At 71.3% G+C, this 24,301-nt stretch carries 26 protein-coding genes; 5 read left to right on the forward strand and 21 right to left on the reverse strand.

Going from position 1 to position 24,301, the window contains the following annotated elements; genetic code table 11:
- Positions 1-155 precede the first annotated feature (155 nt).
- On the forward strand, positions 156-965 hold the full coding sequence (locus AC2CHG_RS03155) for an alpha/beta hydrolase (protein ID WP_262014012.1): 810 nt from the start codon (positions 156-158) through the stop codon (positions 963-965).
- Between the two features lie 57 nt (positions 966-1,022).
- Here AC2CHG_RS03155 and AC2CHG_RS03160 read toward each other — a convergent pair whose 3' ends face one another.
- Both AC2CHG_RS03160 and murA read right to left on the reverse strand, forming a co-directional pair.
- A complete protein-coding gene (locus tag AC2CHG_RS03160; RefSeq protein WP_194800597.1) occupies positions 1,023-1,871 on the reverse strand; it encodes a 3-hydroxyacyl-CoA dehydrogenase family protein in 849 nt (282 codons plus the stop codon).
- Positions 1,872-1,940: 69 nt separating this feature from the next.
- Positions 1,941-3,362, reverse strand: coding sequence for a UDP-N-acetylglucosamine 1-carboxyvinyltransferase (gene murA, locus AC2CHG_RS03165; RefSeq protein WP_484524112.1), 1,422 nt, complete (start codon positions 3,360-3,362; stop codon positions 1,941-1,943).
- Here murA and AC2CHG_RS03170 point away from each other — a divergent pair.
- Both AC2CHG_RS03170 and AC2CHG_RS03175 read left to right on the forward strand, forming a co-directional pair.
- Complete coding sequence (locus AC2CHG_RS03170; RefSeq protein WP_013475364.1) at positions 3,361-3,933, forward strand: cob(I)yrinic acid a,c-diamide adenosyltransferase; 573 nt, start codon at positions 3,361-3,363, stop codon at positions 3,931-3,933. The genes murA and AC2CHG_RS03170 overlap by 2 nt on opposite strands.
- Positions 3,909-4,325, forward strand: a complete 417-nt coding sequence (locus AC2CHG_RS03175) for a VOC family protein (protein ID WP_366623314.1) — start codon at positions 3,909-3,911, stop codon at positions 4,323-4,325. Before AC2CHG_RS03170 ends, AC2CHG_RS03175 begins: the two co-directional genes overlap by 25 nt.
- A 63-nt stretch (positions 4,326-4,388) precedes the next feature.
- Here AC2CHG_RS03175 and AC2CHG_RS03180 read toward each other — a convergent pair whose 3' ends face one another.
- The 14 genes from AC2CHG_RS03180 to AC2CHG_RS03245 form a co-directional block, all read right to left on the reverse strand.
- Positions 4,389-4,964, reverse strand: a complete 576-nt coding sequence (locus tag AC2CHG_RS03180; RefSeq protein ID WP_484524113.1) for a hypothetical protein — start codon at positions 4,962-4,964, stop codon at positions 4,389-4,391.
- Between the two features lie 905 nt (positions 4,965-5,869).
- The gene (locus AC2CHG_RS03185; protein ID WP_120573385.1) at positions 5,870-6,325 is read right to left on the reverse strand and encodes a DUF2550 domain-containing protein; all 456 of its coding nucleotides are present in this window, start codon (positions 6,323-6,325) and stop codon (positions 5,870-5,872) included.
- A gap of 12 nt (positions 6,326-6,337) precedes the next feature.
- Positions 6,338-6,616, reverse strand: a complete 279-nt coding sequence (locus AC2CHG_RS03190; RefSeq protein ID WP_366622499.1) for a F0F1 ATP synthase subunit epsilon — start codon at positions 6,614-6,616, stop codon at positions 6,338-6,340.
- Between the two features lie 109 nt (positions 6,617-6,725).
- The gene (locus AC2CHG_RS03195; protein ID WP_366622497.1) at positions 6,726-7,871 is read right to left on the reverse strand and encodes an LCP family protein; all 1,146 of its coding nucleotides are present in this window, start codon (positions 7,869-7,871) and stop codon (positions 6,726-6,728) included.
- Between the two features lie 215 nt (positions 7,872-8,086).
- A complete protein-coding gene (gene atpD, locus AC2CHG_RS03200; RefSeq protein WP_013288253.1) occupies positions 8,087-9,532 on the reverse strand; it encodes a F0F1 ATP synthase subunit beta in 1,446 nt (481 codons plus the stop codon).
- On the reverse strand, positions 9,532-10,461 hold the full coding sequence (locus AC2CHG_RS03205) for a F0F1 ATP synthase subunit gamma (protein WP_366622495.1): 930 nt from the start codon (positions 10,459-10,461) through the stop codon (positions 9,532-9,534). The genes atpD and AC2CHG_RS03205 overlap by 1 nt, the downstream gene beginning before the upstream one ends.
- A 4-nt stretch (positions 10,462-10,465) precedes the next feature.
- Complete coding sequence (gene atpA / locus AC2CHG_RS03210) at positions 10,466-12,118, reverse strand: F0F1 ATP synthase subunit alpha (protein WP_262013857.1); 1,653 nt, start codon at positions 12,116-12,118, stop codon at positions 10,466-10,468.
- Positions 12,119-12,203: 85 nt separating this feature from the next.
- Positions 12,204-13,025: a F0F1 ATP synthase subunit delta gene (locus AC2CHG_RS03215; RefSeq protein ID WP_484524114.1), complete on the reverse strand. Its 822-nt coding sequence runs from the start codon at positions 13,023-13,025 to the stop codon at positions 12,204-12,206.
- On the reverse strand, positions 13,025-13,564 hold the full coding sequence (locus AC2CHG_RS03220; protein ID WP_366622489.1) for a F0F1 ATP synthase subunit B: 540 nt from the start codon (positions 13,562-13,564) through the stop codon (positions 13,025-13,027). The genes AC2CHG_RS03215 and AC2CHG_RS03220 overlap by 1 nt, the downstream gene beginning before the upstream one ends.
- Positions 13,565-13,593: 29 nt before the next feature.
- Positions 13,594-13,821: an ATP synthase F0 subunit C gene (locus AC2CHG_RS03225; RefSeq protein WP_091422600.1), complete on the reverse strand. Its 228-nt coding sequence runs from the start codon at positions 13,819-13,821 to the stop codon at positions 13,594-13,596.
- A gap of 70 nt (positions 13,822-13,891) precedes the next feature.
- Positions 13,892-14,689, reverse strand: coding sequence for a F0F1 ATP synthase subunit A (atpB, locus tag AC2CHG_RS03230; protein ID WP_091422597.1), 798 nt, complete (start codon positions 14,687-14,689; stop codon positions 13,892-13,894).
- 11 nt (positions 14,690-14,700) lie between these two features.
- The gene (locus AC2CHG_RS03235; RefSeq protein ID WP_194800586.1) at positions 14,701-14,937 is read right to left on the reverse strand and encodes an AtpZ/AtpI family protein; all 237 of its coding nucleotides are present in this window, start codon (positions 14,935-14,937) and stop codon (positions 14,701-14,703) included.
- Positions 14,938-15,111: 174 nt separating this feature from the next.
- Positions 15,112-15,543 carry a hypothetical protein gene (locus tag AC2CHG_RS03240; RefSeq protein ID WP_484524115.1) on the reverse strand — a complete coding sequence of 144 codons (432 nt, stop codon included), beginning with the start codon at positions 15,541-15,543 and terminating at the stop codon, positions 15,112-15,114.
- Positions 15,536-16,825, reverse strand: a complete 1,290-nt coding sequence (locus AC2CHG_RS03245) for a serine hydroxymethyltransferase (protein WP_484524116.1) — start codon at positions 16,823-16,825, stop codon at positions 15,536-15,538. The genes AC2CHG_RS03240 and AC2CHG_RS03245 overlap by 8 nt, the downstream gene beginning before the upstream one ends.
- A gap of 35 nt (positions 16,826-16,860) precedes the next feature.
- Here AC2CHG_RS03245 and AC2CHG_RS03250 point away from each other — a divergent pair, with 35 nt between their 5' ends.
- Positions 16,861-18,327 (forward strand): SDR family oxidoreductase, encoded by a 1,467-nt coding sequence (locus AC2CHG_RS03250; protein ID WP_484524117.1) that lies wholly within the window; start codon positions 16,861-16,863, stop codon positions 18,325-18,327.
- Here AC2CHG_RS03250 and AC2CHG_RS03255 read toward each other — a convergent pair.
- Positions 18,324-19,166 (reverse strand): SDR family NAD(P)-dependent oxidoreductase, encoded by an 843-nt coding sequence (locus tag AC2CHG_RS03255; RefSeq protein ID WP_484524118.1) that lies wholly within the window; start codon positions 19,164-19,166, stop codon positions 18,324-18,326. The two genes, AC2CHG_RS03250 and AC2CHG_RS03255, sit on opposite strands and share 4 nt — an antisense overlap.
- A 61-nt stretch (positions 19,167-19,227) precedes the next feature.
- Here AC2CHG_RS03255 and AC2CHG_RS03260 point away from each other — a divergent pair, with 61 nt between their 5' ends.
- Positions 19,228-19,854 (forward strand): TetR/AcrR family transcriptional regulator, encoded by a 627-nt coding sequence (locus AC2CHG_RS03260; RefSeq protein WP_484524119.1) that lies wholly within the window; start codon positions 19,228-19,230, stop codon positions 19,852-19,854.
- Between the two features lie 3 nt (positions 19,855-19,857).
- Here AC2CHG_RS03260 and AC2CHG_RS03265 read toward each other — a convergent pair whose 3' ends face one another.
- From AC2CHG_RS03265 to prmC, 4 genes are all read right to left on the reverse strand, one after another.
- Positions 19,858-21,966 carry a transglycosylase domain-containing protein gene (locus tag AC2CHG_RS03265; protein ID WP_484524120.1) on the reverse strand — a complete coding sequence of 703 codons (2,109 nt, stop codon included), beginning with the start codon at positions 21,964-21,966 and terminating at the stop codon, positions 19,858-19,860.
- 116 nt (positions 21,967-22,082) lie between these two features.
- Positions 22,083-22,694 (reverse strand): arsenate reductase/protein-tyrosine-phosphatase family protein, encoded by a 612-nt coding sequence (locus AC2CHG_RS03270; RefSeq protein WP_366622480.1) that lies wholly within the window; start codon positions 22,692-22,694, stop codon positions 22,083-22,085.
- Positions 22,695-23,339, reverse strand: coding sequence for an L-threonylcarbamoyladenylate synthase (locus tag AC2CHG_RS03275; RefSeq protein WP_262013863.1), 645 nt, complete (start codon positions 23,337-23,339; stop codon positions 22,695-22,697).
- The gene (prmC, locus tag AC2CHG_RS03280) at positions 23,339-24,229 is read right to left on the reverse strand and encodes a peptide chain release factor N(5)-glutamine methyltransferase (RefSeq protein WP_410054928.1); all 891 of its coding nucleotides are present in this window, start codon (positions 24,227-24,229) and stop codon (positions 23,339-23,341) included. The genes AC2CHG_RS03275 and prmC overlap by 1 nt, the downstream gene beginning before the upstream one ends.
- Positions 24,230-24,301 lie beyond the last annotated feature (72 nt).

Here is a 24,301-nt window from a genome sequence, read left to right on the forward strand (position 1 = left end):
GCCATGATCCACGTCATGCTCACCCGCCTGACCCGCAACACGAAACCGGCCCAGGCAACCAACACCTGAACCGGTTTCTCAAACACTCACTTAACGCCTGCGGTAGAGGAAGGGCCCCTTCTTAACGCGCGCCTGGCGGTGGCACACTCGCCCGCATGGCATCGACGCTGACCCGGCGTACCCTGCTCGGCGCCGCCGCCGGCGTGGCCGGCGCCGTGATGGTCGGCGGCCTCGCCGCCAGGCAGCTCTCCGGCCCCCGCCCGGGACCGGCGCCTGCCCTGCCGGACGCCCCGCCCGGCGACGAGCGGCTGATCCGCATCGCGTCCGGCGCGCGCGGCCGCGAGGTGGACTTCTGGACGGCGGTCCCCGAGGGGTACGGCGACGGCCGCGGCCTGCCCGTCTGCCTGGTGCTGCACGGCGCGTCGGCCACCCCGCGCGACTACGGACGGTTCGGGCTGGCCCGCTTCCTCACCGACGCGGTACGCCGGGGCGCCCCGCCGTTCGCGCTCGCGGGCGCCACCGGCGGGCGGCTGTCCTGGCGCGCCGCCGGTGACGACGACCCGCAGCGGATGGTGCGCGAGGAGGTGCCCACCTGGTGCGCCCGGCGCGGGTTCGACAGCAGCCGGCTGGCCGTGTGGGGCTGGTCGATGGGGGGCTTCGGCGCCTTGCTGCTCGCCGAGACGTACCCGAAGTGGCTGCGGATGGCGGCGGCCTTCTCCCCCGCGGTGAGCCCCGGCGACGCGGTCTTCACCGACGTGGAGAAGCTGCGCGGCACCCCGGTCGGGCTCTGGTGCGGGCGGCAGGACAACTTCCTCTCCGACGTCCGTGCGCTGGCCCGGGTGCTGCCCGAGGAGCCGGTACGCGCCGCCTGGGCCGACGGGCGGCACAACTTCGGCTACTGGGGCACCGTGATCCCGGACGCGTTCGCGCTGATCGGCGCCGCGCTCAGCCCGCCCCGGACGTGAACCGGCACCGGACGTGAACCGCCCCCGGCCGCGCGGGCCGGGGGCGGGACGGGGCGGTCAGTACGAGTAGAAGCCCTGGCCGGTCTTGCGGCCCAGGTCACCGGCGGTGGCCATGCGCTGGAGCAGCTCCGGCGGGAAGAACTTCTCGTCGGCGGTGTCGGTGTAGATGTTGCGGGTGGCGTTGAGCAGCACGTCCACGCCGGTCAGGTCGACAGTGGCGAGCGGGCCCATGGCGTGGCCGAAGCCCAGCTTGCAGGCGGTGTCCAGGTCCTCGGCGGAGATCACGCCGGACTCGACGAGCTTGACCGCCTCCATCGCCAGCGCGCAGATCAGCCGGGTGGTGACGAAACCGGCGATGTCCCGGTTGACCACCACCACGGTCTTGCCGATCCCCTCGGCGAACGACTTGACGGTGTCCATGGTCGCGTCGCTGGTCTTGTAGCCACGTACCAGCTCGCAGAGCTTCATCATCGGCACCGGCGAGAAGAAGTGCGTGCCGACTACCGACTCCGGGCGCTCGGTGGCGGTGGCGATCTGGGTCACCGGGATGGCCGACGTGTTGGTGGCGAGCACCGCGTCCGCCTTGCAGATCTTGTCGAGCGCGCGGAACACCTCGTGCTTGATCTCGATCTTCTCGAAGACCGCCTCGACCACGATGTCCGCGTCGGCGGCGGCCTCCAGCTCGGTCGTCGGGGTGATCCGGCCCAGCGTCGCCTCGACGTCGGACGCCTCGATCTTGCCCTTCTCGGCGAACTTCGTCAGCGACTTCCGGATGCCGTCCACACCGCGCTTCGTGGCCGCGTCGTCGATGTCGCGCAGCGTCACCTGCCAGCCCGCCTGCGCCGCCACCTGGGCGATGCCCGAGCCCATCAGCCCGGCACCGACGACCGCGAGTCGACCCGCCATCTGCTTCTCCCTCGCCGTGTTCTGCAACGTCTGCCAGAACCCTACTTAACGAGGGATAAGCGTCGGCCGTCAGATGGCCAGGTCCGGCTCCTCCGGCGCGGTGCCGCGCTCCACCTCGACGCCGAGCGCCCGCAGGTCCGCCACGAAGTCCGGGTAGCCCCTGTCGACGTGGTGCACGTGCGAGACCTCGGTCAGCCCGCCCGCGCAGAGCCCGGCGATGATCAGGCCGGCGCCGGCCCGGATGTCGGTGGCCCGGACCGGGGCGCCGGACAGCCGCTCCCGGCCGCACACCAGCGCGTGGTGGCCGTCGGTACGGATCTCCGCACCCAGCCGCATCATCTCGTTGGCGAACATGAACCGGCCGTCGAAGATGTTCTCGGTGATCAGCGAGCCGCCCTCGCTCACCGCCGCCAGCCCGATCGCCATCGGCAGCAGGTCGGTGGCGAAGCCCGGATAGGGCAGCGTGACCACGTCGACCGCCCTCGGGCGGTCGTCCATGCGTACCCGGAAGGCGTCGCCCCGGGTCTCCACCAGGCCGCCGGCCGCGACCAGCTTGTCCAGCGCGACCTCCAGGTACGCCGGGTCCAGGCCCGTCACCGTCACGTCCCCACGGGTCATCGCGGCGGCGAACGCCCAGGTGCCGGCCACGATCCGGTCCCCCACCGTGGCGTGCCGGACCGGGCGCAGCTCGGGTACGCCGACGATGTGCAGCGTCGACGTGCCGGCCCCCTCGATCCGGGCGCCCATCCGGTTCAGCATCGTGCAGATGTCGACGATCTCCGGCTCCCGGGCCGCGTTGTCGATAGTCGTGGCGCCCCGGGCCAGCACCGCCGCCATCACCAGGTTCTCGGTCGCGCCCACGCTCGGGAAGTCCAGCACGATGTCGGCGCCGTGCAGCCCGCCCGGCGCCTCGGCGATGACGAAGCCGTGCTCACCGGAGATCTCCGCGCCCATCCGGGCCAGCCCGGCGATGTGCATGTCCAGGCCGCGCGAGCCGATGGCGTCGCCGCCCGGGTGCGCCACCCGGACGTACCCCCGGCGGGCCAGCAGCGGGCCCAGCACGCAGATCGACGCGCGCAGCCGCCGGACCAGGTCGTAGTCGGCCTCCGCGCCCGGCTGCTCCGGCACGTCGATGAGCACCGAGCGGGACCGCGCCACACCGCCGTGGGCCACCATCGGGTCGACCGGATCGTCCGGCCCGAAACGTACGCCGCAGCCGAGCCGCCGCAGCACCTCGCCCATGATCGCGATGTCGGTGATCCGGGGGACGTTGGTGATCATGCTGCGGCCGGGTGCGAGGAGCGCGGCGGCCATCAGTTTCAGCGCGGAGTTCTTCGCACCCACCACGTGCACGGTGCCGGCGAGCCGGGCGTCACCGCGTACCCGGATGACGTCGACGTCGCTGACCGCCGGATCTCCCGCGTCCCCCGGCCCCACCGGGCTCGGCCGGGCCGGGATGGTCAGGTCCGGTATCCGTAGGCTGTGCGTCATGGCCGTCCACCTCACGCGCATCTACACCAAGGCCGGCGACGCCGGCATGACCAGGCTGAGCAACAACGAGCAGGTGCCGAAGACCGATCCGCGTATCGCCGCGTACGCGGACGTGGACGAGTGCAACGCCTCGATCGGCGTCGCGCTCGCCCTGGGGCAGCTCTCGGACGAGCTGCGGGCCGTGCTGGAGTCCGTGCAGAACGACATGTTCGACGTCGGCGCGGACCTGGCGACGCCTGTCGAACCGGATCCGAAGTACCCGCCGCTGCGGGTGACCGAGGAGTACGTCGAGCGCCTCGAGGGCTGGTGCGACGAGTACAACGCGCGCCTGAGCAAGCTCGACTCCTTCATCCTCCCCGGCGGCACCGCTGGTGCGGCACTGCTGCACGTGGCACGGACGACCGCCCGGCGCGCCGAGCGTGCGGCATGGGCGCTGGTCGCACACGACCCCGATCGGACCAGTCCCCTCCCGGCAAAGTATCTCAACCGGCTCTCCGATTTGCTCTTTATCCTGTCAAGAACGGCAAATCCGGACGGCGACGTGCTATGGGTGCCGGGCGGGAAGCGCTGACCATCGGCGGCCTCCATCACGTGGAGGTGTGGGTACCCGACATCGCGGCGGCCAGTCGTTCCTGGGGCTGGCTTCTCGGCGAGCTGGGCTGGACTCTCTACCAGGACTGGCCCGCCGGCCGCTCCTGGCGGCTCGGCGTGACCTACATCGTGCTGGAGGAGTCACCCGCGCTCACCGGCCGCACCCACGACAGGCGTGCGCCCGGCCTGAACCACCTGGCCTTCCACGCCGGCCCGCCGGCCGCCGTCGAGCGGCTGGTCACTGCCGCCGGAGAGTACGGCTGGACGCTGCTGTTCCCGGACCGACACCCGCACGCGGGCGGCCCGGACAGCTACGCCGCGTACCTCAGCGACGGGCAGGGGTACGAGGTCGAGCTGGTCGCGCAGACGTGAGAAGGCCGGCACCCCGTTGGTTCGGGGTGCCGGCCTTCAGCTTGTGTCTGTTGCTTGTTCGTCTTAGCTGTTCCAGTGCTGGGCGACGAGGTCGGCGGCCTGCTGCTCCCACTGGGCGTAGTGGTCGGGGTAGGCCGACACCTGGACGGTCTGGGCGGCCTTGGTCAGCGGCATGTCCTGCCAGCCGTCGACCTGCTTCAGACCCTTCAGGAACGCCGTCGTCGAGTACTCGGGGTCGGTGATCTGCTCCACCGTGCCCCAACCGGAGGAGGGACGCTGCTGGAACAGGCCCTGCGAGTCGTGGTCGTTACGGTCACCGAGGTGGCCGAGGTTCTCCAGCTTCGACTCCTGCAGCGCGGTCGCGATCGACACGACCGCGGCGCGTTCGTCCATGCCGGCCTTCTTCGTCGCGGCGATGATCGCCTTCACGTTGGTGGTCTGCTCGTCGTTCAACTCGATCCGCGACTGCTCACCCTGCACACCGTGCGGGATCAGCTTGTCACCCTGCACCGTCACCGCAACCGGCTTGGTGTGCGCGGTGGTGTCGGCCGCGTGGGCGGCGACCGGACCGGCGAACACGCCACCGGTGAAAGCCAGACCAGCAATACCCAGAACGCTCTTCCGCAGAATCGTGTTCATCACAAGTGCTCCATTCGGGGGTCGACGCACCCGCGGGGGACGGGATACGTGGCACCGTCAGGCGCTCAAAAAGTCTTCGAGGGGATCCCGGCTGCTCGCGGGGCAAGGGGGTGCCTCTACGCGGCGCCGGAAGCATGTCCAACGACCCACCACCCGGCATCATTCCCGGGCCGGCTCACGTCGTCGGAACCGTGTTCAACGACCAGCCCGCCGGGTCTGTTCCCACAGGCCTGCCGGCCTCTCAGGGGCGCGGCCGGTGCTCGGTCGTTCACCCGGTTACAACGCCACCCACCCGCCCACGATTCCGCCCTCAGAGTGCCGCCCACCACCCCCGAACCGAACACCCCCACCCACACGCCCCCGGACCCGGCACCACCGAGACACATGTCCGCATTTCAGGAACAGCCGTAGATCTTGGTACGAAAGTGCCCTCAGAGGGGCCGTTTCGTACCAAGATCTACGGATGGCTCGGGTCGCCAGGCGGCGGAGGGCGCGTGGGGCGGGCTCGCGTGCACGGGCGGCACCACAGCCACCCGCCCCCGGGCCGTCGATCATGAGGTTAGCGGCGACAAACCGGACACCAAGCGCCGCCAAGTTCATGATCGACCCGACCCAGGCAGGGCTGGCCCGGGCAGGGCTGGCCGGGCGGGAGCGCGACGCCAGCACTCGCCCGAAGGATCGCCCGCGCGATCTTGCAGTTCGAGCCCTCCAGGCGTCCCGTTCGCGAGGTTTGCCGGGGCCTCAAGTGCAAGATCGCGGGGGGCCCGGGGGGGGGGTGCGGCGATCTTGGAGTTGTGGTGCCTCGCTAACGGTGCGAAACGGGCATCTTGTGGCGCCACAACTCCAAGATCGGCGTCAGCGGCGGCGCCCCGGCACGCCCCGCGTGACCCGGGGAGGGCGGGGGGTCAGGCGGCGGGCCAGTCCTGGGAGGCCAGACGCGGCGAGACCGCCCCGGGTGGGGCGGCCTCGAGCCAGGACAGGAATCCGGTGACAGTGGATCGCGCCATGGCGATCTCGATCGGCGCGTGGTGGCTGGTACAGCGCAGGATCACCCACTCGGCGGGCATGGACATGCGCTCCTGCCCCTCGGGCAGCCGACGGCGCTCGACCGCCAGCCCCTTGCGGGAGAGCACCCGCTTGGGGCGCAGCGCGAAGCTGAACATGCGGTACCAGCGGAGTTCGTCGCCCACGAAGCGACCGAACCCGGGTGACCAGCCACGACCGTCGAGGATCGTGTTGACCCGGACGCTCAGCCGGATGATGCCACCGCTACGCGTGAACAGGGCCCGCCGGATGAAGAGGATCAGAAGCGCGACGACGACGATCGCGACGCCGATTCCGATCCCTTCGACGATCTCCATCGGCGGGTCGGCTCAGCGGGCCGGGGTGGCGGGGGTTGCGCTCTCGGCGAGGACCGTGACGCCCTCACCGGTCACCGACAGGAAGCCGCCGGCTACGTCGTACGCGACCTGCTGACCATCGGCCTGCTTGATGCGTACCTGGCTGGGTTCGGCGAGCTGGCCGAGCAGCGGTGCGTGCCCTGGCAGCACACCGAGCTCACCCTCGGTCGTCCGGGCGACGACCATCTCGGCCTCGCCGGTCCAGACCTTCTCCTCGACGGCTACGAGCTCGACGTGAAGCTGCTGTGCCACGCTGTCTCCTTGCTGCGGCGGCGGATTGCCGAAAGTCTAGTCGCGACCCCGCAGCCCACCCAACGCGGGTGGTGAGAGCCGGACCACCACGGCCCCGCACCCGCTCAGGCTACTTGGTCTTCTGCTTGAAGTCGGGGTGCTCCAGCAGGAACGCGTCGAGCTGTTCGGTACGCAGAGCGGTGAAGAAGTCCTCCGCCGGCTCGAGCAGTTGCTCGCCCCGGTAGTTGCTGCCGCTGCCGATCGGGCCGCCCGGCAGTTTGATCGTCTCGATCGCCTCGGGCCGGATGTCCTTCAGCGCCAGGCCGAAGTCGACGACGCTGTTGCCCCGGCCGTTGAACACCAGGGACTTCCCGGCCGCGCGCAGCACCCGGTCCAGCTTGACCGGGTTGGCCACCACGTCGGCGCTGAACGCCTGGCTCACCATCGCCTTGACGAACTGCTGCTGGTGCCGCTGCCGGCCGTAGTCGGCGTCCGGCACACCGTTCTTCGGGTAGCGCTGCCGGACGTAGTCAAGCGCCTGCCAGCCCTCGAGGTGGGCGTTGCCCTTCTTGTACACGGCCTGCGGGCCCAGGTAGCCACCGCCGCCGGGCTTGAGCTGGCGCGGCGTGCCGTCCGGCTGGAGGTGCTCGGAGCGCACCTCCCGCTCGATGTACATGTCGACGCCGCCCATGGCGTCGACGATCTTCTTGAAGCCGCTGAAGTTGATGATCGCCCCGGCGTCGAAGCGCTTGATGCCGGTGACGTCCTGCACGGTCTTGGCGAGCAGCTCGAAGCCCTGTGCGGTGCTGGGGTTCTGCCCGGGCACGTTGCTGCCGTGCGACATGGCCGCGTTGAGCCGGTCGTTGGCGCCCGCGTAGTCGGCCTTGGGAAAGGCCGGGATGTCCACCCGCAGGTCACGTGGGAGCGAGAAGAGGTAGCCGCGGTCCATGGTGGCGGGCACGTGCAGGACCATGATCGAGTCGGCGAGCGGGCGGGCGGTCGACGTGCGGGGGTCCACACCGACGAGCAGGATGTTGAGTGGGCCCTTGATGTCGCTCTTCTTCTCGTTGGCGCCGGCGGCCTGGTCACCGAAGAGGTCGGCCTTGCCGACAGATCCCTCGTAGCGGGCGACGAGGGCGCGGGAGCCGATCAGCACGGAGCCGCTGAGCACCACCATGACGATGCCCAGGATCGTGCAGACGCGGGCCCACCGGGGCACGCCGCGCCACATGGATCGCTTGCCGCGATCGGCGCCGCCCTTACCACCCACGAGCATCTCCAATCGTCGCGCCCACGGGTAGGAAGACGGGCGCGGGGGTCCGTTTGGTTGCAGAGATCAACGGCCGGATGTGAAGTCGTGTCAGGAACGGTACCGCGCGATCCGGCGAACTGCTTGCTGGAGAACCGGGCATCTGGTAGTGCAGGGGCCCGAAAAGGCGAAGGCCGCCCCGGCTTTCGCCGGGACGGCCCTCGTGGGTTGTGAGCGGGCTCTCAGCCCTCCTCGCCCATCAGCTCCTTGGCCTTGGCCCGAAGGTCGTCCAGGCCGCCGCACATGAAGAACGCCTGCTCCGGGAAGTGGTCGAACTCCCCCTCGCTGATCCGGCGGAAGGCGTCGATGGTCTCGGCGATCGGGACCGTCGAGCCGGGCACGCCGGTGAACTGCTCCGCCGCGTACGTGTTCTGCGAGAGGAACCGCTCGATCCGGCGGGCGCGGCCGACGGTGAGCTTGTCCTCCTCGGAGAGCTCCTCGATACCGAGGATGGCGATGATGTCCTGCAGGTCCTTGTAGCGCTGCAGGATCCGCTTCACCTCGGTGGCGACGGCGAAGTGCTCCTCGCCGACGAACTCCGGGGCGAGGATCCGGGACGAGGACGCCAGCGGGTCCACGGCCGGGTAGATGCCCTTGTCGGAGATCGACCGCTCCAGGTTGGTGGTCGCGTCGAGGTGGGCGAACGTGGTGGCCGGCGCCGGGTCGGTGTAGTCGTCGGCGGGCACGTAGATCGCCTGCATCGAGGTGATGGCCTGGCCCCGGACGGAGGTGATCCGCTCCTGGAGCTCGCCCATCTCGTCGGCCAGGGTCGGCTGGTAACCCACGGCGCTCGGCATACGGCCGAGCAGCGTGGACACCTCAGAACCGGCCTGGGTGAAGCGGAAGATGTTGTCGATGAAGAGCAGCACCTCCTGCTTCTTCACGTCACGGAAGTACTCCGCCATGGTCAGCGCGGACAGCGCGACCCGCAGGCGGGTGCCCGGCGGCTCGTCCATCTGGCCGTAGACCAGCGCGGTCTTGTCGATGACGCCCGACTCGGTCATCTCGGCGATGAGGTCGTTGCCCTCGCGGGTGCGCTCACCCACGCCGGCGAAGACCGAGGTACCACCGAAGTTCCGGGCCACACGGGTGATCATCTCCTGGATGAGCACCGTCTTGCCCACGCCCGCGCCGCCGAACAGGCCGATCTTGCCGCCCTTGACGTACGGGGCGAGCAGGTCGATGACCTTGATGCCGGTCTCCAGCATCTCGGTCTTCGGCTCCAGGTCGGCGAAGGCCGGGGCCTTGCGGTGGATGCCCCACCGGTCATCGGCCTGGATGGTCTCGCCCTCGGTGAGGTTGAGGCACTCGCCGATCGCGTTGAACACGTGGCCCTTGACCGCGTCGCCCACCGGCACGCTGATCGGCGCGCCGGTGTCGCGCACCTCGGTGCCGCGCACCAGGCCGTCGGTCGGCTGCATAGAGATGGCGCGGATCAGGTTGTCACCCAGGTGCTGGGCGACCTCCAGGGTCAGCGTCTTCTCACCGCCGGAGAGGGTCACGTCGACGTGCAGGGCGTTGAACAGGCCCGGCATGGCGTCGCGCGGGAACTCGGCGTCGACGACCGGGCCGATGACCCGGACCACGCGACCCGTGGCCGTCTTGGTCTCAACTGCGGATACAGTCATCACACTTCACTTCCCGACGCGGCCAGCGCGTTCGCGCCGCCGACGATCTCACTGATCTCCTGGGTGATGCCGGCCTGACGGGCCGAGTTCATCTCACGCGTGTACTTCTCGATCATCTCTTCGGCGTTGTCGGTGGCGCTCTTCATCGCCCGCCGACGGGCGGCCGACTCACTGGCCGCCGACTCCAGCAACGCCGCGAAGATCCGCGTGTTGATGTACTTCGGCAGCAGAGCGTCGAGCAGCGACTCCGGCTCCGGCTCGAACTCGTACGCCGGCAGCAGGCCCTCGGACCGGGGCCGGTCCTCGACCTGCATCGGGCCGACGATCCGGGTCACCGGGTTCTGCGTCATCAGGGACTTGAACTCGGTGTAGACGATGTGCAGTTCGTCCACGCCGAGGATCCCGTCGGCGCCGGCGTCGTTGTCGGTGTCGTCCGCGCCGGCGGTGAACGCCTTGATCAGCGTCTCACCGACCTCGCGGGCGTCCTCGAACGACGGCTGCTCGGAGAAGCCCGTCCAGCTGGCGGCGATCTGCCGGTTGCGGAACCGGTAGAACGCCACGCCCTTGCGGCCGATGACGTAGAGCACGGGCTCCTTGCCGTCGGCACGCAGGCGGGCGATCAGCGACTCGGCGGTCCGGATCGCGTTCGAGCTGTAGCCACCGGCCAGGCCCCGGTCGGCGGTGACCAGCAGGACGCCCGCCCGCCGCACCCGCTCGCGCGGGGTGAGCAGCGGGTGGTCGATCCGCGCGTTCGAGGCCAGCGCCGTCAGCACGCCGGTGATCGCCTCGGCGTACGGCAGCGACGCCGCCACCTTGGCCTGGGCCTTGGCGATGCGGCTCGTCGCGACGAGCTCCATCGCCTTGGTGATCTTCTTCATCCCCTTGGCGGAACGGATCCGCTGCCGGAGAACGCGTACCTGGGCGGCCATCGGATCAGCTCTCGGCCGGGCGGTCGGTGGTGCCGTCGCGGAAGCGGGTCACCGTCTCGCGGGTCTGGTCGCCCTCCAGCGGCTTCGCCGGCGCGTCGTTGACCCGGACCTCGTCCTCCTTGCCCAGGAAGACCTGCTTGAACTCGGCGATCGCCGAGTCGAGCGAGGAGATGATGTCGTCGTCCCACTTGTTGTCCGCGATCCCGGCCAGGACGCCCTCGTGCTTGTGCCGGAGGTACTGGAGGAACTCCGACTCGAAGCGGCGGACCTCGCCGACCGGGACGTCGTCCAGCTTGCCCTCGGTGCCGGCCCAGACGGAGACGACCTGCTCCTGCACCGGGTACGGCGAGTAGTTCGGCTGCTTGAGCAGCTCGACCAGGCGGGAACCGCGGTCCAGCTGGGCCCGGGAGGCCCGGTCCAGGTCGGAGGCGAAGGCGGCGAACGCCTCCAGCTCGCGGAACTGGGCCAGGTTCAGCCGCAGCGAGCCGGCGACCTTCTTCATCGGCTTCACCTGCGCGGCGCCACCGACCCGGGAGACCGAGGTGCCGACGTTGATGGCCGGCCGGACGCCCTGGTTGAACAGGTCGGTCTCGAGGAAGATCTGGCCGTCGGTGATGGAGATGACGTTGGTCGGGATGAACGCCGAGATGTCGTTCGCCTTGGTCTCGATGATCGGCAGACCGGTCATCGAGCCGCCACCCAGCTCGTCGGAGAGCTTGGCGCAGCGCTCCAGCAGACGCGAGTGCAGGTAGAAGACGTCACCCGGGTAGGCCTCGCGGCCCGGCGGGCGGCGCAGCAGCAGCGACACGGCGCGGTACGCCTCGGCCTGCTTGCTCAGGTCGTCGAAGACGATCAGGACGTGCTTGCCGCCGTACATCCAGTGCTGCCCGATGGACGAGCCGGTGTAGGGGGCGAGGTACTTGAAGCCGGCCGGGTCGGAGGCCGGGGAGGCGACGATGGTGGTGTACTCCATCGCGCCCGCCTCCTCCAGCGTCCCCTTGATGGAGGCGATGGTGGAGGCCTTCTGGCCGATCGCGACGTAGATGCAGCGGACCTGCTTCTTCGGGTCGCCGGAGCGCCAGTTCTCACGCTGGTTCAGGATGGTGTCCAGCGCGACGGTGGTCTTGCCGGTCTTGCGGTCACCGATGATCAGCTGGCGCTGGCCGCGGCCGATCGGGGTCATCGCGTCGACGGCCTTGATACCCGTCTGGAGCGGCTCGTCGACCGACTTGCGGGACATCACGTTCGGAGCCTGGAGCTCCAGCTCGCGGAAGCCCTCGTTGGCGATGTCGCCGAGGCCGTCGATCGGCTCGCCGAGCGCGTTCACCACGCGCCCGAGGAAGGCGTCGCCGACCGGCACGGAGAGCACGCGGCCGGTGCGCTTGACGCGCTGACCCTCTTCGATCCCGCCGAAGTCACCGAGGACGACGACACCGATCTCCCGGACGTCGAGGTTCAGCGCCACGCCGAGCGTGCCGTCCTCGAACTCCAGGAGCTCGTTGGTCATGGTCGAGGGGAGACCCTCGACGTGGGCGATGCCGTCACCGGCGTCGGCGACGGTGCCGACCTCCTCGCGGGAGACGTCGGCCGTGTAGGAGGAGACGTAGCGCTCCAGGGCGCCGCGGATCTCCTCCGTCGAGATGGTCAGCTCGGCCATCCTCTGCTTCCTTAAGTATCAGGGGCCCGGGATACCTAGTACCGACCGGTCCGATGGCGTCGAATCAGGGCTGCTAAGACGCTGGTCAGCGCTTCGCGAGCGCGTTGCGGGTCTCGTTGAGGCGGCGCAGGACGGTCCCGTCGTACAGGTCGGATCCGACTTGTACGCGCACTCCGCCGAGCACGTCGGGGTCGACCGTCTGCTTGACGGACACCTCCCGACCGTACATCTGGGAGAGGCGGGCGCCGAGGCGTCGCTCCTCCTCGTCGTTCAGCGGAGCCGCCACGGTCACGTACGCGACCTGACGGTCACGCCGGTCGGCGGCCAGCTCGACCAGCCGGGTGAGCGCACCGGTGAAGGAGCGTCCCCCGAAGCCGGCGAGCGCGGCCTCGACGAGGCGGACGGTGACCGGCCGGGCCTTGCCGGCGAGCAGCTGCCGGGCCAGTTCGGCCCGCCGCTCGACAGTGGCCATCGGGTCGGAGAGCGCGTTGGACAGCTCGCCGGAGCCGGAGACGACCTGCCCGAAGCGGAACAGCTCGTCCTCGACCTCGCCCAGCTCGCCGGTCGAGTCGGCGCTCGCCAGGAGCGCCTCCACGCCGACCCGCTCGACGCCGTCGAGCAGCTCCGACGGGGCCGACCAGCGGCCGGAGACCAGCGCGGTGAGCAGGTCGAGCGCGTCCGCGCCGACCTTGCCGCCCAGGATCCCGGTGAGCAGAGCGGAGCGGTCCTCGCCCGGGCGTGCCGGGTCGGACAGCGCCCGGCGCAGCCGCGGCTCGCGCCGCAGCAGGTCGGCGACGGAGAGGATGTCGTCGGCGGTGGAGGCCACCGCCGACGGCTCCGCGCCGCGGGCGTACGCGTCGAGGCGCTCGGCCCCGGCGGAGTACGACTCCCGGCTGGCGGCCTGCATCAGCGGGCCCCCGTGCTCTCGAGACCGCTCAGGAACCGGTCGACGGTGCCCGTGCGACGCGCCTCGTCGGCCAGCGACTCACCGACGATCTTGCTGGCCAGGTCCACCGCGATGGTGCCGACCTCGGTGCGCAGCTCGCGCACGATGGTGGCCCGCTCCGCGGCGAGCTGTTCCTTGCCGGCGGCGATGATCCGGTCGGACTCCTCGCGCGCCTTGGCGAGGATGTCCTGGCGGATGCCCTCGGCGTCGGCACGGGCGTCGTCACGGATCTTGGCGGCGTCGGTACGCGCCTCCGCGAGCTGGGCCCGGTACTGCTCGAGCAGCTGGTTCGCCTCGGCCTGGGCGGCCTCGGCTCGCTTGATGCCGCCCTCGATCGCGTCCACCCGGGCCTGGAACGTCTGCTCCATGCGCGGGAAGACGAACTTCATCAGCACGAAGCAGAGGACACCGAAGGCGACCAGCCCGACCACGATCTCCTGCCAGACAGGGATGATCGGGTTGTGGGTCGTCTCACCACCCTCAGCGGCGAGGAAGTACATGGGAAAACCTCCCGGTCAAAGGGGCTGGTTCAGCCGGCCCAGATGAAGCCGAAGGCGATGCCCAGCAGCGCCAGCGCCTCGATGACGGCGAAGCCGATCCAGACGTACGGAAGGGTCATCCGGGACGACTCCGGCTGGCGGGCGGTCGACTGGATGTAGGCCGAGAAGACCAGGCCCACGCCGATGCCCGGGCCGATGGCCGCGAGACCGTAGCCGATGGCGGCGGTGCTGCCCTCTACCGCGGCGTAGATGTCCATTGGTTGGTTCCTCCTGGTTATCACGCGTGACGGTCACGCGGGACGACAACGGTTGGTGCGAAAGATCGGATCAGTGCTCGTCGGCGAGGGCGCCCTGCACGTAGCTGGCGGTCAGCACCGTGAAGACGTACGCCTGCAGACAGATCACCAGGAACTCGAGGAAGGTCAGCGCGATCGTCATCACCCAGGACAGCACCGACACCGGTGCTAGCCAGACGTTGGCGCTGAGCATGGCGAACCCGCCGAGCGTGAAGACCAGCAGGAGCATGTGGCCGGCGAACATGTTCGCGAAGAGACGGACGGCCAGCGAGAACGGCCGGACCAGGAACGTCGAGAAGAACTCGATCGGGACCAGCAGCGGCAGGATGTACCAGGGCGCCGGCGGGACCAGAGAGGCCTTGACGTACTTCACGAAGCCGTGGTGCCGGATGCCGACCCAGATGAACATCACGTAGCTGATCACGGCGAGGATGGCCGGGAACGCGATGTGCGAGTTCGGCGAGATCTGGAAGAACGGCACGATCGCGAAGAAGTTCGTCAGCAGGATGAAGCAGAAGAGCGTGGTGAAGTACGGCGCGAACCGCACTCCCGCGTGCCCGATCATGTCCACTGCGATGTTGTTGCGCACGAAGCCGTAGATCGACTCGGCGAACCACTGCTTCTTGGTGGGGACGAGCTGCGGCTTCCGGTACGTGGCCAGGAAGAAGATGATCAAGATACCGACGGCGATCCACACCATCGCCGTGATCTTGGTGAACCAGTACGAGTTCTCCGCACCCCAGGGCAGGATGCTGGGCAGGTAGAAGTCCCCCACACTGGGTGGGAATTCCGCCTGGCCCTGAGCCAGGACGTTCGCCTGTCCGAACACCGCGTCCCTTCCTAAGTAGGCGTGCCCAGTCGGCGGACGACCAGGATGATCCCCCCGGCCATGCCGAGCACGACCCCGATACCGGTGGCGACGCCGCCGGTGTCGAGCCAACGGTCGACCAGCCAGCCGATGAAACCCCAGACGAGCATGCCCCCGATGAGGTATGAGAGCGCGGTCCAACCCTGACCGGCACCGGACGGAACGTCGCCCGGGCCGCCAGTGCTGGGGGGTTTCTGGTCACCGGCCATGACGGGGCGAACGATATCAGTCGAGCAGAAGAGGCTGTGCCTCACCCCCCGCACAACCTGGTTGTGTGGGACACGGGCGGGCGAAGTCGTCTGGAGGCACGGTACTCCTCCCCCGCCACTGAGAGAATGACCGATCGCGGACAGAACCGCGCGTCGCCCGAAGGGTGGGACGCCTCAGCGCGGCATCCGTCGGGCATGGACGGTCGTGAGCCACCAGACGTGCACACCGGTCCACACCACGACACCCGCGGCGATGCCGAGCGCGAACGGGACCAGTCCCGGCCAGCCGGTCGACGCCACCAGCACCATCACGCCGCCGAGCGCGGTGATCTTGGCGACGTACAGGCCCAGGCCGAACGGCAGCACGAGCTGCGGGTCCTTGGAGTCCGCCCAGGCCAGGACCACTGTGGTGAGCGTGTAGCTGGCAGCCGTGACGGCCACCCCGGCCGCCGCGCCGAGCGCGCCGTCCGCGCCACGCCACACCCCGCCGGCCACCGCCGCGGCAGCAGCGAGCACCGCGACCGCCGCCAGCAGCACCGGCAGGTGGCGCAGTCGCCAGCCGCGGTCCGCGGCCGCCTCCGCCGCGTGCGTCCCGGGCTCAGCCACGGGGGTACGCCGGGAACTCGGTGACCAGCTCGGTCACGTCGGCGGCGATCCGGGTCAGCTCGTCGCCGCCACCGGCGGACTCCGGATCGGTCCGCACCGCCCGCCCGATCAGCGTGGCGATCCGGCGCATCTCCCCCTCGCGCATGCCCTGGGTGGTGACGCTCGGCGAGCCCACCCGGATGCCGGAGGCGACCGAGGGCGGCTGCGGGTCGTACGGGATCGCGTTCTTGTTGAGCGTGATGCCGGCGGCGTCGCAGCGGGCCTCGGCCTGGGCGCCGGTCACGCCGGTCTCGCGCAGGTCGAGCAGGGCCAGGTGGGTGTCGGTGCCGCCGGAGACCGGCGGCAGCCCCTCCGCGGCCAGCCCGTCGGCGAGCGCGCGGGCGTTGGCGACCACCTGGGCGGCGTACGTGCGGAACTCGGGCTGCGCGGCCTCGCGCAGCGCGACCGCCTTGGCGGCGACGGCGTGCATCAGCGGGCCGCCCTGGGTGAAGGGGAAGACCGCCTTGTCGACCCGGGCCGCGAGCGGCTCGCGGGAGAGGATCATGCCGCCGCGCGGGCCGCGCAGCACCTTGTGGGTGGTCGCGGTGACCACGTCGGCGTACGGCACCGGGGACGGGATCGCGCCGCCGGCCACCAGGCCGATGAAGTGGGCGGCGTCCACCATCAGATACGCGTCGACCTCGTCGGCGATCTCCCGGAAGCGGGCGAAGTCGATCAGGCGCGGGTACGCGGTCGCGCCGCAGATGATCATCTTCGGCCGGTGCGCGCGGGCCAGGTCGCGTACCTCGTCGTAGTCGATCCTCCCGGTGTCCCGCCGGACCGTGTAGCCGACCGGGTGGAACCACTTGCCGGAGAAGTTCACCCGGCTGCCGTGGGTCAGGTGCCCGCCGTGCGGCAGGTCCATCGCCAGCACCGTGTCACCCGGCTGCACCAGGGCGGCGTACGCGGCCAGGTTGGCGCTCGCCCCGGAGTGCGGCTGCACGTTCGCGTGCTCGGCGCCGAACAACTCCTTCGCCCGGGAGACGGCCAGCTCCTCGGCCCGGTCCACCTCGGCGCAGCCACCGTAGTAGCGCCGCCCCGGGTAGCCCTCGGCGTACTTGTTGGTGAGCGTGGAGCCCAGCGCGGCCAGCACCGCGGGCGACGTCAGGTTCTCGCTGGCGATCAGCTGCAGGCCGCCGCGCAGCCGGTCCAGCTCACCCAGCACCACCTCGGCGATCTCCGGGTCGACGGTGCTGAGCTGCTGGAAGTCCGGTCCCCAGAAGGTGTCCCTCGCGTTCTCCACAGCGAAGGAGTCTACGGAGCCGCACACTGGAGGCCGTGAGATGCCTCGTCACCGGTGCTACCGGCTACATCGGCGGACGCCTCGCGCCCCGGCTGCTGGCCGAGGGGCACACCGTACGCTGCCTGGCCCGGACCGCCGGGCGGCTGCGGGACGTGCCGTGGGCGGCCGAGGCGGAGATCGTCGAGGGTGACCTGCGCCGGCCGGAGACGCTGCCGGCCGCGTTCGAGGGCGTGGAGGTGGCGTACTACCTGGTCCACTCGCTGGGCCAGCGCGGGTTCGAGGCGGCCGACCGGGAGGCGGCGACGAACTTCGCCGAGGCGGCGCGCGCCGCGGGCGTACGCCGGATCGTGTATCTCGGCGGGCCGGAGCCGGCGGAGCGCGAGGGGCTGCCCTCGGCGCACCTGCGGTCCCGGGCGGAGGTCGCGCGGATCCTGCTGGACAGCGGCGTGCCCACGGCGGTGCTGCGCGCCGCGGTGATCATCGGGTCCGGCTCGGCGTCGTTCGAGATGCTGCGCTACCTGACCGAGCGGCTCCCGGCGATGGTCACCCCGCGCTGGGTGCGCAACCGGATCCAGCCGATCGCGGTCCGGGACGTGCTGCGCTACCTGGCCGGCTGCGCGCACCTGCCGGCCGACGTGAACCGGGCCTTCGACATCGGCGGCCCGGACGTGCTGACGTTCGCCGAGATGATGCAGCGGTACGCCCGGGTCGCCGGGCTGCGGCGCCGGGTCATCCTGCCGGTCCGCCCGCTCACCCCGTCGCTCTCCTCGCACTGGGTCGGCCTGATCACGCCGGTGCCGAACGCGATCGCCCGGCCGCTCGTGGAGAGCCTGGTGCACGAGGCGGTGGCGCACGAGCACGACATCGCCCGGTACGTGCCGGACCCGCCGGACGGGCTGATCGGCTTCGACCAGGCGGTCGCGCTGGCGCTGACGAAGGTGCGGGACGCGGAGGTGGAGACGCGCTGGTCGAACGCGAGCGGGCCGGACGCGCCCGCCGAGCCGTTGCCGTCGGACCCGCACTGGTCCGGCGGCACCGCGTACACCGATCTGCGGGAGCGGACGGTGGACGCGCCGCCGTCGGCGCTGTGGCGGGTCATCGAGGGCGTCGGCGGCGAGCACGGCTGGTACTCGTTCCCGCTGGCCTGGTCGGTGCGCGGCTGGATGGACCGGCTGGTCGGCGGCGTGGGGCTGCGCCGCGGCCGGCGCGACCCGCACCGGCTGCAGGTCGGCGAGGCGCTGGACTTCTGGCGGGTCGAGGAGATCGTCCCGGGTGAGCTGCTGCGGCTGCGCGCCGAGATGCGGCTACCCGGGCGGGCCTGGCTGGAGATGCGCGCCGAGCCGGACGGGGACGGCCGCAGCAGGTACGTCCAGCGTGCCGTGTTCCTCCCGCGCGGCCTGCCCGGCCACCTCTACTGGGCCTCGGTGGCCCCGTTCCACGCCGTCGTCTTCGGCGGCATGGCCCGCAACATCGCCCGGGGCGCCGAACACCCCGCCGGTTAGGACGGAGAGCCGTTCTTCAGTGCGGGGCCGAGGAGCAGCCCTCCGTCGATGACGTACTCGGCCCCGGTGATGAAGGCCGCGTCCGGCGACACGAGGAACATCAGCAGCGCGGTGATGTCGGCGGGCTGCCCGAGTCGCGGGACGGCGAACGGCTCGGGCGAGTAGAAGTCGGCGATCGGGGCGTCGCTGCCGGCCGCCGGCTCAGTGATGAACGGGGTGGCGACCACGCCGGGGTGGATCGCGTTGACGCGGATGTTGTCGCGACCCAGTTCGAGGGCGGCGGTCCGGGTGAGCCCTCGAACCGCCCACTTGCCGGCGACGTAGGGCGCGTACAGGGCGGTACCGCCGATGCCCATGGTGGAGCCGATGTTGACGATCGTTCCTCCCCCCGCGCGCCGCAGCGCCGGGGCGGCTGCCTTGATGCCGAGGAACGTGCCGGTGAGGTTGACGTCGAGGATGCGGGCCCACGTGGCCCGGTCGGTGGACTCGATGGGGGCCGGCGGGTTCTGCACCCCGGCGTTGTTGACCAGGATCGTGAGCGCACCGAATGCCCTCTCGGTCTCCGCGACGGCGGCCGCCCACGACTCCTCCCGGGTGACGTCCAGGCGGATGGAGAGGGCCCGGTGCCCCAGCTCGGCGGCGAGGCCGGCGCCACGCTCGGCGTCGATGCCACCGATGACGACATTGGCGCCTTCGGCGTGCAGGGCGCGGACGTGGCTGGCCCCCTGCCCACCGCTGCCTCCGGTGACGAGGACTGTCTGATCGGCGAAGCGGGACATCGGATCCTCCGGTACGTACGAGACGACCACCCGGGACAGGTGGTGAGTCGAGCGACTCACCACCCGAAGCTACGCCCCCGCCAATGGTGAGTCAACCCACTCACCTCGCTATGATCGGCGCATGACCCCAGCGCCGTCGGCCTATCACCAGCGCGTGGCGGAGGAGAAGCGCGCGCTGATCGTGCGGGCCGCCACCGAGCTCTTCCTGGAGTCGGGCTACGACCGGGCGTCACTGGCGCGCATCGCCGAGAGTGCCGGCGTGTCGAAGGCGACGCTGTTCAAGCAGTTCCCGACGAAGGCGGCGTTGTTCGATGCCATCGTCATCGACTCGTGGGCCCGCAACGACGTCGCCGACGTGCCGCCCTCCGGTGACCTGACGGCCGGCCTGACGGTTCTCGGGCGGCACTACGCGACGCTGTTGGGCCGGCCCGAGATGACCGACCTGTTCCGCATCGTGATCGCCGAACTGCCACGCTTTCCCGAACTGGCCCGAGCGCACTTCTCCCAGGGCAAACTGCCGTACTTCGAGTCCGTCCGGACCTACCTCGTGGCCGAGCACGAGGCGGGAGCCGCGGACGTCGACGACCCGGAGATGGCCGCTACGCAGTTCCTCGGGATGATCTCCAACTACCTGTTCTGGCCGCGCCTGGTCCTCCCGGGCTGGACGGTCACTCCTGACCGCACGACAGCGGTGGTGGACGAAGCCGTCCGGACCGCTGTCGCGCGGTACGGCAGGTCGACGAGCTGACTCTCAGTTGCCGGTGCGCGGGCTGGTGTGCTGGAAGGCCACCGCCTGGCCGGGCGGGACGAAGTCGCGTACCGGCTCGTCGCGCAGCGACCACGCGAGAATGCGGCCCACGGCGGCGATCTGCCGCTTCTGCACGCCGCCGCCGACCGCGTCCCGGGGGTCGTCCGGGTTCGCGGCGATCGTCGCCACCGACAACTGCGGGGTGAACGCGACGACCGTCTCGGTGGCGTTCCGCTCCGAGCTGCCGGTCTTGCCCGCCACCGGCCGGCGCAGACCAGGGGCCAGCTCCTCGGCGGTGCCACCGTCACAGCGCCGGTACATCGACTGGTCGCCGACCGGGCAGCGGCTGGCATCCGCCGCCGCGCGGGCCACCTCGGTGTCGAGCACCTGCCGGCAGTCGGTGTTCCCGGCGGCCACCTTGCGGCCGGCCGGGTCGCTGATCGAGGTGACCGGCGTGGGCCGGCACCAGGTGCCCTCGGCGGCCACCGCGGCGTACGCGCCGGCCAGGTCCAGCGGCGTGGTGGCGGAGACGCCGAGCGTGAACGGTCCCCAGCTCTTGGCACCCTCCCGGGCCATCTTGGCGTCGGCCGGGGCGCGGAACACGATGCCCAGCCGCTGGGCCATCTCGACCACCCGGTCCGCGCCGACCCGCTCGGTCAGCCACGCGAAGTACGTGTTCACCGACCGGCCGAACGCGTCCCACATGTCCCGGTCGCCGTCCATCCAGTACGTGTTGGCGTTCGCCGGGCACCACCGGCCGCCGCAGCTCGCCGGGCCGGCGCCGACCGGGTACTGCGTCACGTAGACGCGCGGCGCGTCGAACTCGGTGTCCAGCGGCAGACCCGACTCCAGCGCGGCCAGCAGCGCGAACAGCTTGAACGTCGAGCCCGCCTGGTAGCCGGTGATGCCGCCACCGCCGGCCACCAGCTGGTTGACCGTGTTCGGGTAGTTCTGCTGCCCGTCCGGGTTCGCGGCCGTGCCGTAGGTGCGGTTCACCGCCATCGCCAGCACCCGGCCGGTGCCCGGCTGCACCACGGCGGTCGGCGCCGCCCGCGCGATCGTCTCCGGGTAGATCGCCCGCACCTGCTCGCTGGCCTTGGCCTGCACGTCCGGGTCGAGCGAGGACACGATCTTCCAGCCGCCCCGGCGCAGCGTCCGCTGCCGCTCGTCCACGTTCTCGCCGAACGCCGGCTGGGCGTTCCACCACTGGGTGAACCAGTCGCAGAAGAAGCCCCAGTCGTTGTGGTCGGCGGGCACCGCCGCGCAGTCGTTCGGCGTGGTGTTGGGTTTGAGGGCCAGCTCGGTGGCCTTCGCCGCCTCGGCGTCGGCCGCGCTCACCCGGCCGGTCTCCACCATCCGGTCCAGCACGTACGCCCGGCGTTGCAGCGCCGAGTCGGCCTCCCCGTTGATCGGGTCGTCGGCCGGGGACCGGACCAGCCCGGCGAGCAGCGCGGCCTGGGCCAGCGTGAGCCGCTCCGGGGTGGTGGAGAAGTAACGCTTGCTGGCGGCGGCGATGCCGTACGCACCGGCGCCGAAGTACGCGATGTTCAGGTAGCGCCCGAGGATCTCGTCCTTGCCGACCTGCCGTTCCAGCGTCAGCGCGTACCGCATCTCGCGGATCTTGCGCCCGACGGTGATCTCGGTGGCGGCGGCGCGCTGCTCCTCGGTCAGGCGGGTGTCACCGGCGAGCGCGTTGCGCACGTACTGCATGGTCAGCGTGGAGGCACCCTGGCGGGTGCCCTCGCGGCGGTTGGCCGTGAACGCCCGCGCCACGCCGCGCACGTCGACGCCGTGGTGCTCGTAGAAGCGCACGTCCTCGGCGGCCACGATGGCGTCGCGCATCACCGGCGCCACCTCGCCGACCGGCACATCCACCCGGTCCTCGACGTAGAACGAGGTGATGAGCGTCCGCCCGTCGTTCGCGTACAGGTTGGACCGCTGTGCCGGCTGCGGCGTCTTGAGCGCCTCCGGCAACGCGGTGTACGGCATCAGGTTCTTCACGCCCAGCCCGAAGACCAGCGCGGCCGGCAGCGCGGCTGCGGCCAGGGCCAGTCCGGCGAGCACGCCGGCGAGCACAACGGTGAACAGCTTGTCGAGATAGGCCCGGTTCATCAGCTCTCCCCGCAGGAGCCGGCCGTACGGACCCGTTCAGAATGACCGGAATGGCCGCTTTCGCCGCCATCTTCCGCGAAATGCGCAGGAAGTTCGCGAGGAAGGATGAACCGCGATCAGGGGAGCAGGACGGCAGCCAGCGGCTGCACGGTCTCCTCGATCTCGTCCGCGACCCGGCTGAAGCACTGGTCGCCCCGGCCCCACGGATCGTCCAGGTCGTCGGTGGGCAGCGCGGAGGCGTTCTGCCGCGCCGCGTCGACGGCCGCGACGAGCGCGGTGCCGCGCGCGTACACGGCGTCCGGCGTCGGCTCGGTCGGCGGCAGGGCGGACCGGTCCAGCGCGCCGAGCAGGCGGCCGAACTCACCGAGGACGAACGTGCGCGCGGCGGCGTCCGGCCGCAGCGCCACCACGTACTCCTGCTGGTCGGCGGTGGCGGTGAGCACCAGGTCGGCGGCGTCGATCAGGTCGGAGCGCAGCCGACGGGCGGCGAACCCCTCGGTGTCACCGCCGCGCGAGATCACCTGCCGGGCGGCGGGCGGGTTCATCTCCTCCCCCGCGTGCCAGCCGCCGGTGCCGGCGCTGTGGCTGTGCACGAGCGCGTCCGACCCGGCCGGGTCGACGTCGAGGCGGGCCAGCCGCTCCCGGACCGCGAGCAGCAGCAGCCGCTCGGCCATCGGCGACCGGCAGATGTTGCCCATGCAGACGTGCAGGACGGTGAAGGGCGGCACTCAGACCCCCCGCTCGTCGAGGATGTCCGGCACGACCTCGCGCAGCTTCGCCAGCGTCACCGCGCCCTCGCGCAGCACCCGCGGCACGTCGCCGGTCAGGTCGACGATGGTGCTCGGCACCGGGTCCACCGCCGGCCCGGCCTCCAGGTACGCCCGGACGCCGTAGCCGAGCTGGTCACGCGCCTCCTCGGCGGTGAGCGCGGCGGGCTGGCCGATCTTGTTGGCCGACGCGACCGCCATCGGCCCGGTCTCCCGCAGCACCTCCAGCGCGACCGGGTGCAGCGGCATCCGCACCGCCACCGTGCCGCTGGAGTCGCCCAGGTCCCAGGCCAGGCTCGGCGAGTGCTCCACCACGATGGTCAGCGCACCGGGCCAGAACGCCTCGACCAGGTCGCGGGCCGCGCCGGGCAGCGAGAAGACCAGGCCGTCGAGCGTGTGCCGGGAACCGATGAGCACCGGGGGCGCCTGCCGGGCGGCACCCTTCGTGTCCGCCAGGGCCTTCACCGCGTACGGGGTGAAGGCGTCCGCCCCGATGCCGTAGACCGTGTCGGTCGGCAGGACGACGAGTTCCCCGTTCTTGACCGCCTCGATGGCAGCGGCGATGCCGCGGTCCCGGTCGGCGGGCGACCGACAGTCGTAGAGCATCACGAGGAGTCAGTCTGCCACGCCCGGGCGGGCTCGGCGTGGGTGCCGTCCGCCCGCCGGGACGCGCTCGCCCAGCGCGGCCGCCCGGCGAGGTCCCGGTGCTCCTCGACCCGGTCGTAGCGGCCGTCGCCGCGCAGCAGCGCGGGCACCGCCGCCGCGTGCGTGTCGTCGTGCTCGATGCCGATCGCGCCGCCCGGGCGCAGCAACGCGGCGGCCCGGCCGACCACCGGCCGGATCACGTCCAGCCCGTCCGCGCCGCCGAACACCGCCTCGTCCGGATCGTGCCCGGCCACCTCCGGGGGCACCGCCACCGACCTCGGCACGTACGGCGGGTTGCACAGCAGCACGTCGACCCGCCCGGCCAGGCCGGCCAGCAGGTCCGGATCGGTCACGTCGGCGGCCACCACCTCGACCGGCCGGTCCCCGGCGGCCGCCCGGTCCGCCGCGTTGCGCCGCAGCCACGCCAGCGCGGCCGGGGACCGCTCCACCGCCACCACCCGCGCCGCGGGCACCTCATGCGCGACCGCGAGGGCGATCGCGCCGGAACCACTGCACAGGTCCACCACGAGCGGCGCGGCGTGCTCCCGGGCCCGCTCGATCCCCCAGCCGGCCAGCAGTTCGGTCTCCGGCCGGGGCACGAATACGCCCGGCCCGACCGCCAGTTCCAGATGGCGGAAACCGGCCGAGCCGAGCAGGTGCTGCAACGGCTCGCGGGTCACCCGCCGCCCGACCAGCTCGTCGAGGCGGTCGCGCTGCGCCGGGGTGAAACCGTCGGCGAGCGCCAGCCGGCCGCGCGGCACGTCAAGGACGTACGCGGCGAGCTGCTCGGCCTCGGCGCGGGGCGCCTCGACGCCCGCCGCGGCGAGCGCGCGCGCCACCCGGTTGATCACCAGCGAGGGGCGTTCGCGTTCTGTCCCTTCGGACGGGTGTTGCGGGAGTGCGGTCACGCAATAATCATGAGG

It is taken from the genome of Micromonospora sp. ATLC20 (assembly GCF_057196585.1).

Coding starts and splice junctions, on each gene's coding strand:
- AC2CHG_RS03155 (WP_262014012.1), top strand. CDS start 156: ATGGCATCGACGCTGACCCGGCGTACCCTGCTCGGCGCCGCCGCCGGC.
- AC2CHG_RS03235 (WP_194800586.1), bottom strand. CDS start 14,937: ATGGCCGGTGACCAGAAACCCCCCAGCACTGGCGGCCCGGGCGACGTT.
- atpD (WP_013288253.1), bottom strand. CDS start 9,532: ATGACTGTATCCGCAGTTGAGACCAAGACGGCCACGGGTCGCGTGGTC.
- AC2CHG_RS03180 (WP_484524113.1), bottom strand. CDS start 4,964: ATGAACACGATTCTGCGGAAGAGCGTTCTGGGTATTGCTGGTCTGGCT.
- murA (WP_484524112.1), bottom strand. CDS start 3,362: ATGACGCACAGCCTACGGATACCGGACCTGACCATCCCGGCCCGGCCG.
- AC2CHG_RS03220 (WP_366622489.1), bottom strand. CDS start 13,564: ATGTACTTCCTCGCCGCTGAGGGTGGTGAGACGACCCACAACCCGATC.
- AC2CHG_RS03275 (WP_262013863.1), bottom strand. CDS start 23,339: ATGCTCTACGACTGTCGGTCGCCCGCCGACCGGGACCGCGGCATCGCC.
- AC2CHG_RS03185 (WP_120573385.1), bottom strand. CDS start 6,325: ATGGAGATCGTCGAAGGGATCGGAATCGGCGTCGCGATCGTCGTCGTC.
- atpA (WP_262013857.1), bottom strand. CDS start 12,118: ATGGCCGAGCTGACCATCTCGACGGAGGAGATCCGCGGCGCCCTGGAG.
- AC2CHG_RS03225 (WP_091422600.1), bottom strand. CDS start 13,821: ATGGACATCTACGCCGCGGTAGAGGGCAGCACCGCCGCCATCGGCTAC.
- AC2CHG_RS03160 (WP_194800597.1), bottom strand. CDS start 1,871: ATGGCGGGTCGACTCGCGGTCGTCGGTGCCGGGCTGATGGGCTCGGGC.
- AC2CHG_RS03170 (WP_013475364.1), top strand. CDS start 3,361: ATGGCCGTCCACCTCACGCGCATCTACACCAAGGCCGGCGACGCCGGC.
- AC2CHG_RS03260 (WP_484524119.1), top strand. CDS start 19,228: ATGACCCCAGCGCCGTCGGCCTATCACCAGCGCGTGGCGGAGGAGAAG.
- AC2CHG_RS03265 (WP_484524120.1), bottom strand. CDS start 21,966: ATGAACCGGGCCTATCTCGACAAGCTGTTCACCGTTGTGCTCGCCGGC.
- AC2CHG_RS03195 (WP_366622497.1), bottom strand. CDS start 7,871: ATGCTCGTGGGTGGTAAGGGCGGCGCCGATCGCGGCAAGCGATCCATG.
- AC2CHG_RS03215 (WP_484524114.1), bottom strand. CDS start 13,025: ATGCAGGCCGCCAGCCGGGAGTCGTACTCCGCCGGGGCCGAGCGCCTC.
- AC2CHG_RS03205 (WP_366622495.1), bottom strand. CDS start 10,461: ATGGCCGCCCAGGTACGCGTTCTCCGGCAGCGGATCCGTTCCGCCAAG.
- AC2CHG_RS03175 (WP_366623314.1), top strand. CDS start 3,909: ATGGGTGCCGGGCGGGAAGCGCTGACCATCGGCGGCCTCCATCACGTG.